The following is an 11,227-nucleotide window of genomic DNA, read 5'->3' as shown; positions in this document are numbered from 1 at the left end:
GGGATATTTTATAGTCGCGCAGGTCCAATAATATTGTTAGTGATTTTTCTATGAAAGCAAGTATCGAGAAAGCTCTGAACGATCAGATAAATGCTGAGGTGTATTCGGCCTACTTGTACAAATCCATGGAAATGTACCTTCATTCCATTGACCTTCCTGGAATGGCCAACTGGATGAAGGTGCAGACCCAGGAAGAGCTGGCCCATGCTGAAGGAATGATCCAGTTCATCAACCTACGCGGCGGCCGTGTATCATTATTTGCCATCGAGATGCCGAAGAAGGAATGGGCGTCTCCAGCCGAGGTCTTCAAGGACGCCTTCGATCACGAGGCAAAAGTAGTGACGATCAAGATCCACAAGCTCGTTGATCTGGCGATCGAAGAGAAGGACCACGCGTTCAATCAATTCCTCCAGTGGTATGTGGCCGAGCAGGTAGAGGAAGAGGATAACACCAGCACATTGGCAAGGCGACTTAAGAAGATCGGGGACAACATGCCCGCCCTTATGGCGGTCGATACACAGCTTGCAGCCAGAATGTTCGTTGCTCCAGTAATCCCTGGGACTAACGTTGGCGCTCCATAAAAAAGATGTTTTCGCAGGGTTCCCCCTGCTTTTTAAATTTTTTAAGGCTCTAAGACCTTGTTGATCACGTGGATATACCCGTTACGACATTTTATGTTGCCCTGGATGATCGTAGCTCCTCCGACCTTGAGGACTCCAGCGGCATCTAATGCCAGTTCCTTACCTTCCACTGTCTTGACGGTCTTCAATTTAGCCAGGTCGTCGTAGTTCATTCTTCCCGCTACAACATGGTATGTCAGGAGTGACTTCAATTTAATCTTGTCCTTGAGTAACGCTTCTATTGTTCCTGCTGGAAGGTCCTGAAAAGCTGAGTCGTTGGGTGCAAAGACCGTGTACGGTCCCCTGCCCTTCAAAGTATCCACCAATCCAGCGGCCTTCACCGCCTCGACCAGTGTCTTGAATCCTCCGTCAGCGACGGCAATGTCCACGATCGTTCCCAGGTTTGGGTCCACTGCCTCAGTGGCCTTTTTCTTAAATCTATCGAAGAATCCCATAAAATCCCTGGGAACGAAGTTGTTCTATGTCTTTATAAAACCATACTATTAACGCCAGAAATTTCAATCAAATCAAATTTAATTATTTAAGTAAAATCCTTGTTCATTCATGGTTAATTTATATAATCACGAAAATTATATATAGTGATTAAAGAACACGCCGGAAAATTCCAATTCAATTATAAATCGAATTATAAAATACGTAAATAATATACTAAAACACGTTACATAGTATAATATTAAACGTCTTTTATCATGAGTAATATAATAATCACAGATAATAATAGTAAAGTAACATTGATTTCAAATATGTTAAAGACAATATATTTCTCAAATTTCTTACAACTGGAGGGAATTGGGATGCAAACGAAGAAGCTGAGAGCATCAGCGGTAGCCTGGTTACTATTGATGCCCTTGTTCATGGGTCTTTTATTCATAGGCGGGACCGGGTCCGCGGTCACATTGTCGCTTGATGAGACCTCTTGGACAAAGGGGACCATCGATAGTGAATCAGATGTTAGCAATGTCATTAGCGAAGCGATAGATCTTGACGGTTATCTCCACGTGAGCTATTATGACACGTTCGGTCAGAATCTCATGTATGCCACCAATAGTGATGGCGCATGGATGACCGAGGTTGTCGACAGTTCAGCGAACGTCGGAAAATACAACTCAATAGCTGTGGACTCCTCGGGAAAGGTCCACATTAGCTACTATGACGCCACCAACAATGACCTGAAGTACGCCACTGGAAATTTAGATTCATGGTCTATCTCTGTAGTCGATTCGACAGGTGTTGTAGGGGAGTATAATTCGATCGCGATCGGATCCGGTTCCGTTTACATAACCTACCTGGACTACTCCAACGATGCGCTAAAATACGCGGTCAAGTCCGGTAATTCGTGGAGCACTGCCTTGGCGATCGAGGACGTGGGTTTCGGTAACAGCTTGATGTTCACCGACGGAAAGCTGCAGGTCGCATACATCTCCCAGGATAATGAATTGTGCTACGCCTCATTGAACGGATCGGAATGGACTTCTGAGGTTGTGGATTCAGGTTCATCTTTCGGTGTTGAGATCGACATCGATGCGATGGGTGAAAGGCCATGTGTAGCATATTACGACGAGATATCTCGCGATCTCAAACTGGCCATACGCGGTACCAGCGGGGTTTGGAGCAAACAGATTGTGGACGACACCACGAATGTCAACTCCTGGCTTTCCCTGGATATAGATTCGATGAACCGGTTCCACATCACGTATTATGACATGTCGAACCAAGACCTGTGCTACGCATACTTCAACGATGATTGGAGCTTCTGGGTGCTTGATACGTCCGGCGGTGTTTGCAGTGCAATGGTCTCCGATTATAACAACAAACAACATGTCGTATACATCGACCTGGTGGATGCGAGCGCGCAGCTGAGCTACATAACCAACTCCGGAGCCAAGTGGGTGCTGGAAACCGTGGACGAAGACGGTTTAGTGGGAGAGCAAAGCTCCATCGCCGTTGACGCCGATGGTTTCATCCATATGGCTTATTACGACAATTCTAACGGAAGCCTGAACTACGCTAATAACGTGGATGGATGGAACGTAGTGACCATCGACAATACCACTCCAATGGTGGGACTGTTCCCGTCCATTGCCCTGGACGCCGATGGCAACGTTCACATCAGCTACTACGACATGACCGGTTCCAGGATCCTTAAGTACGCCACCAATCAGGACGGCGACTGGGATATACGCACCCTGGACGGCTCAGGTGATGTGGGATTGTACAGCTCCATAGCCATCGATGGGAACGGGTCGGTGCACATCGCCTACCTCAATCACGCATCAAAGAACCTGAAGTACACCAGCAATGCTGGTGGGGACTGGATAATAGGATTGATCGACAGCAGCGGACAAGTCGAAGGGCGTGTCTCGCTGGCGGTCGATTCAGAGAACATGGTGCATGTGGCCTACTATCGCAGCGGGGAACTGATCCACGCCAACCAGATAGTCACAGGGTGGGCCATAGAATCCCTGGAGACCTCCGACCAGCTTGGCGGTGGCATCTCTATGTTCATTGATGATCAGGACCAGATCTACATCACATACTACAATGAGGTCCTGTCCCTACTGAAATATAAGAACAATGTCGGTGGACAGTGGAATGGTGCCCAGGTGATCGAGGCCGAAGGGAACGTAGGCATAGCCAGTTCCATTATGGTCGATGCGAACGGCGACGAGCACATCGCCTATGTCGATCAGGCTGGCTCGGGGATCCTGAAGTACGTGGAAAAGAGGAACGGCATCTGGATGTTCCAGAAGGTCGACCTTCAAGGCTGCGGGGATCACATCTCCATGGCTATGGACTTCCAGGGGAGGGCTCATATAAGCTACTACGATCCGGTGGGCAAGGACCTTAGGTACGCCTCATCTGTCGTGGTCCCCTCCGCCCCGCTGAACCTTACGACGACCGTAGGTGATGGTGCTGTCACGTTGAACTGGGAAGCTCCCGCTAGCAACGGTGGTGCCAATATCACCGAGTACGTGATCTACCGGGGAACCAGCACCAACGATCTGGTCCTATACGATGATGTGAGCGGAACGGCGAACTCCTACAGCGATCTGGGATTGGAGAACGGGGTCTCTTGGACATACCGCATTAGAGCGATGAACTCCGAAGGCAGCAGTCCATACTCCAACGCGGTGGTCGGCACTCCATGCACATTACCTGGAATGCCAGATGTAGACGCCTCCGGTCAAGACAAGGCTGTGCTGCTGAAATGGAACGCGCCTGACAACGGCGGTGCGGCAATAACCGAGTACAGGGTCTATCGTCAGAACGAGACCGGTATGTTCGTGCTCATCGCCACCGTGGGTGGCGGAGAGACCAGATATACCGACACTGGATTGGAGAACGGAGTGGAATACACCTATCAGGTGGGCGCCGTGAATCCCGCTGGTCCAGGTCCATGGAGCGAGAAGGCCTCAGCTACCGCCAACCCGAACAACGACATGGTCATGATCATCGTGTTCATCGTCGTCATCGCAGCCGTGGCGGGTGCAGGGATATTCCTTCTCATGAGACAGAAGGGCAAGATCTGAGAACGAGGGTTCCAACCCTCCTTTTTCCTTATTTTCATTTCTCTTTACCTCACTTTTATAAGTCACGCGGTCATTGTGACAGTTGATGGGTGACGATTGGACGGAGCTGTACCGCCCCAAAGGACTGGTGGAAGTGGTCGGCAATCCCAAGGTGATCAAGGACCTGCAACAGTGGGCCCTATCCTGGGAGGAAGGTCGTCCTTCGCACAGGGCCGTAGTGCTCATGGGCCCCCCGGGCGTTGGCAAGACCAGCGCTGCTTTGGCTTTGGCCAACGATTTCAATTGGGGGGTGGTGGAGATGAACGCCTCCGATCAAAGGAACGCTATTGCCATCAAGAACGTGGCTGGGCGCGGCTCTCGTTCCGAGACCTTCACCGACGAAGGTGAGTTCCTTTCAAGCAAGGAAGGGCGCCTCAAGCTCATCATACTCGACGAAGCGGACAATATCTTCGGTCGGGAGGATTCTGGGGGCGTACCCGCCATAGCGGACCTCGTCGCCAACACCAGACAGCCGGTCATCCTCATAGTCAATGATTTCTACGCGCTCAGCAGGAAGAGCTCGGCCATCAAGAACAATACTATGCAAATAAAGGTGGGCAGGGTGCAGGGGAACACCATGCGCGGTGTTTTGCGCAAGATCGCCCTGGACCAAGGGTTGGAGGTTCCGCAGAGGGTTTTCGAGACCATCATCGAGAACTCCAATGGGGACATGAGGGCGGCGGTGCGTGACCTGCAGGCCGTGGCCGAAGGCAATGAGAGCATCGGGGATGATGACGCTTTCGTGCTGGAGAGCCGTCTGTCCCTGAGGAACATGTACGACCTCATGCGCGATATTTTGCACGAGGGAGACGCCAAGCGTGCTCGACATACCATGATGGACGTAGATGAGACCCCGGAGCATGTGATGATGTGGCTGGACGAGAACGTATCCTTGGAATACAAGGGTGAGGACCTGCACCGGGCCTACGAGCACCTTTCCCGTTCCGATATTTTTCTTTCCAGGGTGATAAGACGCCAATACTATGGGTTCTGGGCATATGCCTCCGATCATATGTCATACGGTGTTACGACATCCAAATCGCGAACGAACCGGGGATGGGTGCAATATCGTTTCCCCAGCTACATCATGAAGATGTCCCGGAGCAAGGCTACGCGCAACATGAAGTCCCAGATATCTCAGAAGATCGCGGATCACACCCACACCTCCACGCGTCGGGCATCGCAGGATGTATTGCCATATTTGAGCACCATCTTCAAGGCCGACAAGGATTTCCGTCTGGCCATCACAATAGAACTGAACCTGGGCATGGAGCAGGTCGCATATCTGCTGGACAAAAAGGTTGATTCCGCCGAGATCAAACGTCTCATGCAGGATGTGGAGGATGTCCTTCGGTCCAAAGAGGGTGATCCGAACCCCGTTCAAAAGGTTTTCAAGGAAACTGTGGTGGAGGAGCCAAAGCCGTCAATGAAGCGATCGGAACCCCGCGGAAAACAGAGCTCCTTATTCCAATATGAGGGGTGAGTCGATTGAATAAGGACCTCAAGGAGATACTGCAGAAGCAGCAGTACCGATTATGCGGGGACCACGCCGGGGTAAAGCTATGTCACTGGATGAAGCAAAGCTTGCTGAAGGGGCGAACCTGTTACAAGCAGGACTTCTACGGCATCCGCTCCCATCGCTGCCTCCAGATGACCCCGGTGGTGAACGATTGCACTCACAATTGCCTTTTCTGCTGGAGAGTGCGCGGATTCGAGTCGACGGTCACGAAATGGCAGGACCCCGAGGTCGTGCTGGACACCTGCATCGAAGGGCAGCGTCAGCTGATCACCGGTTTCAAGGGTGATCCGCGCTGCTCTCCGGCCATGTGGCAGGAGGCCAGGGAACCGAAGCAGGTGGCGATATCGTTGGCGGGTGAACCGACAATGTATCCTTACCTGGGCGATTTCATCGAACTTTGTCATCGTCGGGGAATGACCACCTTCTTGGTGACCAACGGTACCTTCCCGGAGGTCCTGGAAAACCTGAGCACCTTACCAACGCAGCTCTACGTGACCGTGGCCGCGCCGAACGAGGAGATATACCGACAACTGTGCGTTCCGAGGATCCCGGACGGATGGGACCGAATAAGGCGCACTCTGGAACTATTGCCGTCCCTCAATACCCGCACGGTCATCAGACACACCGTGGTCAAGGATTGGAACCTTGGTTGGGAGAAGGAGTATGCCGCTCTTGACCGCCTTGCCGATCCGACCTTCGTCGAGCCGAAGGGCTTCGTGTTCGTCGGTGATTCGCGACGTCGAATGTCCATGGATAACATGCCCTCTCATTCCGAGGTGCTGGAGTTCGGGCGTCGTCTGGCTGAGGAACTGGGGATGACCCTGTTGAACGAAAAGTCGGCAAGCAGGGTGGCCGTCTTCGGCGAAGAGGGGACCAGTACTAAGATACCCGGTCTGGAATGATATCGTTCATATCGGGCGATCTGCCAAGAATCCCAGGACCTGGGAGCAACACTTGTTCGCCGGAATGATGTGTCCTGCGCCTGGAACCCACTCGAGCTTCGCCTCTTTGATGCGCTTCTGCAGTTCCACGGCGAAATGCGGTGCGACCATTATGTCCTCCTCTCCGTGCATGACCAGGGTAGGGCTCAAAATGCTCGATAGTCGCTCGTGACTGTCGAAAAGGTCTAGAGCTAGCTTCTGTCCGCGAAATCCCTCCAAGGCCCTTTTCCCGTTGCCATTGGCCCTTCGCTGCGCCGGCTTGGCCAACGCCAACCGTTTGAAGTAATCCTCCGGCAGGCACCAGGATTGCATCATTTCCATAAGTGAATCGAAGGAGGCCCCCTCATCCGCCGAACGTATCATGGTGTCGATGGCGAAAGCGGATCGTTCCGGCCTCCTTGCATAGGTGGACATGAGAACTAACGCTCCCACGCGGTCAGGGTGGTTGATGGCGATCTCCTGGGCCACGTTCCCGCCCATGGACCATCCCAATACGTGGGACCGCTCGATCTCCAGGTGGTCCAAGAGGTTCATGATGTCCTCGGCCATCGTATGCATGGTAAAAAGGGTGGACGGATATTCCGTATCGCCCGCTCCCCGGTTGTCCAGTATCAGCACTCGGTGCTTCTTCGATAGAATAGGTACGAACTTCTTCCAGAAGGATATCTCACCACCAAGGCCGGTGATGAGCACCAGGGGTTCTCCTTCACCATGAACCTCAAAGTTCATCTGGATGTCACCAAGGACGGCCTTCGGCATCGAACGGCGGATTGGAATGATCATATATGCATTTATTCCAAGAACCCCCTAGCTTAACGCTCTCCCATCGGACCGTAAATGCTCCGTTCTGGACGTAAGTACGGACCAGAAAGATGATATCGATAGGGATGCCTAGTTAGATGGAAATGGAATGGATCGATGAGACGGTGGCCATAGGAAGTTGGTTGGACCATCGGAGGCATGGTATGCAGAGGCTGCAGGGTATAGATCTCAGTATGAACGCCCGATCCCTTTTCGACGAAAGGTTCTATTTCGTGGGTCGACGCCCCAACACGGCCAAGATCATCAGGGCCGCGGAACTGCTCATGGAACTCTCCAACAAAGGCGTGAAGGTCATGGTCCATTGCTATCACGGACGTGATCGTTCAGCGTTCGTGGTCATGGTTTACCTAAGCAGGAAGTTGGGGATCGGCTACTCAGAGGCTTTCGATATCGTCCGCCGAGGACGGCCACGTGCCAGGTTCCACAAGGATTGGGTGGACGCCATGGGCGCCGAGATCGAAGGAAAGTCTTGAGGGACGTTCTCACCCAGGTAACTGGGCGATCACCTTTTCGTCCAGCACGTACTTGAGGCGTGGTCCTACTAGGTACACGGGTGCGTAGCTGAAGAAATCCAGACGGATCACATCGTAGATCATAAAGGCGTAATACTCGGACATGATGGCCTGGAACCTTTCTTCACGCTCCGCCCCCATCCCTGCCGGGGTGTTGAGCACCTCGCAGCGCGTCAGCAGCTCCTTGAGCTTCCCCACCTTCGAACTCAGGATCGTAATGGCCATGCGCCGGCTGGTGAGGCTCTGAAAGCTCCTCATCACCCATATCTGCACGGCCAGGAACATCACTATGATGAAGAGGTCCTCTAGGATCAGGTGGCTGAGGGATGCCAATAGGCTAGCCAGGGTGACACCTGGGAGTATCAGGGCACCAATGAAAAGTATGGCCAGAGCGGTGACCAGTCCAATGGCCACCATGAGCACCAATGTGGTGGCGGCCCAACCCTTGGAGCGAGCGATCCCTATTCGATCTTTCCAGGCTCTAGCGAACAAGGTTATCCCTTGTGACTGAGGATGTAAAATGATTATCAGGGCGTAGAAGGTGATGATCAACGACACCTGCATCGACACTAGGAGCACCAAGCTGTCGACCATGGAATAGGAGGTCAACAGGAAATAGGCCAGTAGGCACAGTCCCGTTCCCAGTATTATCGTGAAGCTGAGGGTCAGGGGGACCATCCCTCCGAGAAACACCGTCAACCCCATCTCTATGGCCAATTTCTTCTTGCGCAGCAGTAGTTTGATGGCTAGCCAGCGGTGGTCCGTACCTTTCTCCCTTGGCGCCACCTTCTGTTTCGGGCGGGTCCGGCCCGTGGTCGTTGGCAGCAGCAGTATAACGAAATTGTAGGAATAGAGCAATAGCGCGACGATCAACCAGATATGCAATGTCTCCGGTCTCATGATGATTACCGCAGAGACCAATATCAGCAACCCCAGAGAGACGATCGACCTGAGCGTTCGATTCTCCCCTTCATTCCGCACCCGACTCAGCATCATCTCCTGATGGGTCAGTTCCCTTGATACATCAATAAAGAAGTCGGATACATTCTCGGAGACGGCATCACGTTCGGTGGGGTTCATAGCTTATTCGGGCATCAAATAGCGAGGTCTATCATAAAAATGATTAGCTAACTAACAATATAGAGATGCGAAAGGATATTTAATCCGTTCATAGATAATTACTCCTGGTACTTCCATGGGCAAGAAAGAGAAAATGGCTTCGATTTTACACTTGGTAGGTGGAAAACCGGAGAACGTAGAGAAGATCGTGGATGAGATCGACAAGTTCTTCGATAATCTCAACGCAGAGATGGAGGATTGGAAGGTCTCCATGGAAGAGTTTCCGGACGGCACCCGTCTCTTTGCACGATTTCAGGTGCTTATAAAAAAGTAGGTGCGGACATTGAGCCCTGAAAAAGAAAAAAAAGAGGTAAAAAAGGAAGAGGACGACGACAGGGTCTTATTATGTCCCGAGGAATGGACGGATCCCGAATGCCGTAAGGTCGTGGGGGAATATCATAAGGGCCTGAGCGATGAAACCTCGGGTATTGATGCGGACATGAAGGCCTTTGAAAACATATGGACCGCCAAGGGCAGGAGCAAGGTTGATAGTGAATACCACAAGGAAGGGGCTCCTTTTATGGGTTGGTCGGAGGATGGGGACCGCCCCATGCCCCCGTCGTCCCGTACTCCGGAAGAATATCAGAGGATAATGAAGGAACGCGGGGTATCGGAGAGAGAACCGGGTGAGGGATACATGCCCATCAACCTGGATAGGAACATCGACGTTGGTACGGTGGAGGTCATCACCTACGCCCTTTTCCGAGCTGTGTTCGGTAAAGGGGTGAGCATACCCATCAAACGCGAGGGCATGATGGACATGGATGTTGTAGTCCGAGGGAAGGACGTGATCCTGAACACCAACCAATTCTTCTTTGTCGTGCCCGATCTGGCGGTCTGGCGGATCATCTATTCTCACAAGGGCGTACCGGTGATGGAGCTCGGTCGTGGGGTCAATAAGGGATTAAAGATCCATCGTCTTCAGGCCATTCGTCTAGTTCTTGAACTATGGAAGGGATCGATAAAGAACCAACGGGAGAAGGCACGGCTCCTTGCCGCTCCTCCGCCAAAAGAGGAGGAGGGGGCTCAGTGACAGCGCAGACCAAGAATGTTCCAAACAGCTTGGATAACCGGGAATTCTTCCGCGGGGTCCTGAAAACCATCTATTTGATAATGGCCGAGGCTTTCGAGATGCACAAGATATCGGTCACCCCGATAGGTGCGGACGGATCGCGCCTCTCAATACCGGTCAAGATCGAGGGACTCGACTCAGAGGACCGTCAGATAATCTATTTCGGCAAGATACTGGGGGGCAGCGACATCATGACCGAGCGCACCTTCCAACTGTTCAAGAACATCTACCTACAAATGAACTCCAGAGAACCCCTCTTCGATTTCACCCACTCGGCCAAGGAGATGGCCAAACATCAGTTCGAAGGACTTTCCAAGATGTATGACATAGGCATTCCCACGGCCAAGCCCTTTGGGTATTATCCTTTGGTCGGAGGCCTCTGGTTATTCGTGGCGGAGTTCCTTGACATGGGTGATGCTGTTTCAGGTAAGAAGATCAAGATGGAACAACTGGAAGAGGCCTTCCAGCATTTGAGGAAGATGCACCGTAAGAAGGTTTTCCATGGGGACATCAAACCAGAGAACTTCATATTCTCAGACCAGGTGTACATCATGGATGTAGGCCATCTATTGGAGGACGCCCCCCAAAAAGAGAAGAGGGCCTATGACTTGGCATGCATGATAGCATCCTTCCTAGAGTTTGGAACTCCTGAGGCCATCGTCAAACTGGCCCGGAAGAATTATCCCGGTCGGGACCTAAAAAGGGCCTCTGATTATTTGGACCTCATCGATAAACGACCAGACTTTCGATTGTCGGCGGTCAAGATAGAAAAATTGATACGCCTTCTTCAGAAATGAAGGCGCGATGCTCCTGATCAGCCCTTCTTCTCCTTTTTCTTGATCAGGGCCCTCGCGTGGATCTCCACTATCGTTCCTTCCTTAGTATCCTCCACGGAGAACTTCCACTGTTCCAGGGTCGCATCGAAATCCTTAAACATCTTCTTGATCTCCTGGCCTTTCTCTGATAATACCTCTGATATATCTTTCTCTGGCATAGGTACGAAACCTCCAGTTAAATAGTGCATTCCAAGGT

General features: G+C 51.9%; 12 protein-coding genes. 8 read left to right on the top strand and 4 right to left on the bottom strand.

The genetic code is table 11. From position 1 onward, the window contains the following. Positions 1-50: 50 nt before the first annotated feature. On the top strand, positions 51-581 hold the full coding sequence (locus VMW85_07095) for a ferritin (GenBank protein HUT27792.1): 531 nt from the start codon (positions 51-53) through the stop codon (positions 579-581). Positions 582-622: 41 nt separating this feature from the next. On the opposite strand, the gene VMW85_07090 is transcribed toward VMW85_07095, so the two are convergent. Beyond that, positions 623-1,033, bottom strand: a complete 411-nt coding sequence (locus tag VMW85_07090) for a fasciclin domain-containing protein (GenBank protein HUT27791.1) — start codon at positions 1,031-1,033, stop codon at positions 623-625. Positions 1,034-1,435: 402 nt separating this feature from the next. On the opposite strand from VMW85_07090, the gene VMW85_07085 reads away from it, so the two are divergent. From VMW85_07085 to twy1, 3 genes are all read left to right on the top strand, one after another. After that, positions 1,436-4,171, top strand: coding sequence for a fibronectin type III domain-containing protein (locus VMW85_07085; GenBank protein HUT27790.1), 2,736 nt, complete (start codon positions 1,436-1,438; stop codon positions 4,169-4,171). Positions 4,172-4,256: 85 nt separating this feature from the next. Next, positions 4,257-5,693, top strand: coding sequence for a replication factor C large subunit (locus VMW85_07080; protein HUT27789.1), 1,437 nt, complete (start codon positions 4,257-4,259; stop codon positions 5,691-5,693). Between the two features lie 5 nt (positions 5,694-5,698). After that, positions 5,699-6,631 (top strand): 4-demethylwyosine synthase TYW1, encoded by a 933-nt coding sequence (twy1, locus tag VMW85_07075; protein ID HUT27788.1) that lies wholly within the window; start codon positions 5,699-5,701, stop codon positions 6,629-6,631. A gap of 6 nt (positions 6,632-6,637) precedes the next feature. Here twy1 and VMW85_07070 read toward each other — a convergent pair whose 3' ends face one another. Beyond that, a complete protein-coding gene (locus VMW85_07070) occupies positions 6,638-7,429 on the bottom strand; it encodes an alpha/beta fold hydrolase (protein HUT27787.1) in 792 nt (263 codons plus the stop codon). Positions 7,430-7,569: 140 nt separating this feature from the next. On the opposite strand from VMW85_07070, the gene VMW85_07065 reads away from it, so the two are divergent. Beyond that, positions 7,570-7,965: a dual specificity protein phosphatase gene (locus VMW85_07065; protein HUT27786.1), complete on the top strand. Its 396-nt coding sequence runs from the start codon at positions 7,570-7,572 to the stop codon at positions 7,963-7,965. Positions 7,966-7,974: 9 nt separating this feature from the next. Here VMW85_07065 and VMW85_07060 read toward each other — a convergent pair whose 3' ends face one another. Further along, entirely contained in the window at positions 7,975-9,084 is a 1,110-nt protein-coding gene (locus VMW85_07060) for a hypothetical protein (GenBank protein ID HUT27785.1), read from the bottom strand. Between the two features lie 133 nt (positions 9,085-9,217). Between VMW85_07060 and VMW85_07055 the strand changes: the two genes are divergently transcribed. Genes VMW85_07055 through VMW85_07045 form a run of 3 tightly spaced genes read left to right on the top strand, consistent with a single transcriptional unit; the run spans position 9,218 to position 10,992 of the window. Beyond that, the gene (locus VMW85_07055; protein ID HUT27784.1) at positions 9,218-9,397 is read left to right on the top strand and encodes a hypothetical protein; all 180 of its coding nucleotides are present in this window, start codon (positions 9,218-9,220) and stop codon (positions 9,395-9,397) included. Positions 9,398-9,406: 9 nt separating this feature from the next. Further along, positions 9,407-10,156: a hypothetical protein gene (locus VMW85_07050; GenBank protein HUT27783.1), complete on the top strand. Its 750-nt coding sequence runs from the start codon at positions 9,407-9,409 to the stop codon at positions 10,154-10,156. Then, complete coding sequence (locus tag VMW85_07045; GenBank protein HUT27782.1) at positions 10,153-10,992, top strand: hypothetical protein; 840 nt, start codon at positions 10,153-10,155, stop codon at positions 10,990-10,992. The genes VMW85_07050 and VMW85_07045 overlap by 4 nt, the downstream gene beginning before the upstream one ends. A 17-nt stretch (positions 10,993-11,009) precedes the next feature. On the opposite strand, the gene VMW85_07040 is transcribed toward VMW85_07045, so the two are convergent. Continuing rightward, positions 11,010-11,189, bottom strand: coding sequence for a hypothetical protein (locus tag VMW85_07040; protein HUT27781.1), 180 nt, complete (start codon positions 11,187-11,189; stop codon positions 11,010-11,012). Positions 11,190-11,227: the final 38 nt, after the last annotated feature.

The sequence above is a fragment of the Methanomassiliicoccales archaeon genome, from assembly GCA_035527755.1.
Taxonomy (GTDB): domain Archaea; phylum Thermoplasmatota; class Thermoplasmata; order Methanomassiliicoccales; family UBA472; genus UBA472.
This window is presented reverse-complemented; position numbering and strand designations above follow the sequence as displayed.

What these genes read in the sequence shown, in the direction of transcription:
- VMW85_07095 (HUT27792.1), top strand. Translation starts at nt 51, where the DNA reads ATGAAAGCAAGTATCGAGAAAGCTCTGAACGATCAGATAAATGCTGAG.
- VMW85_07085 (HUT27790.1), top strand. Translation starts at nt 1,436, where the DNA reads ATGCAAACGAAGAAGCTGAGAGCATCAGCGGTAGCCTGGTTACTATTG.
- VMW85_07080 (HUT27789.1), top strand. Translation starts at nt 4,257, where the DNA reads ATGGGTGACGATTGGACGGAGCTGTACCGCCCCAAAGGACTGGTGGAA.
- VMW85_07070 (HUT27787.1), bottom strand. Translation starts at nt 7,429, where the DNA reads ATGCCGAAGGCCGTCCTTGGTGACATCCAGATGAACTTTGAGGTTCAT.
- VMW85_07065 (HUT27786.1), top strand. Translation starts at nt 7,570, where the DNA reads ATGGAAATGGAATGGATCGATGAGACGGTGGCCATAGGAAGTTGGTTG.
- VMW85_07060 (HUT27785.1), bottom strand. Translation starts at nt 9,084, where the DNA reads ATGAACCCCACCGAACGTGATGCCGTCTCCGAGAATGTATCCGACTTC.
- VMW85_07055 (HUT27784.1), top strand. Translation starts at nt 9,218, where the DNA reads ATGGCTTCGATTTTACACTTGGTAGGTGGAAAACCGGAGAACGTAGAG.
- VMW85_07040 (HUT27781.1), bottom strand. Translation starts at nt 11,189, where the DNA reads ATGCCAGAGAAAGATATATCAGAGGTATTATCAGAGAAAGGCCAGGAG.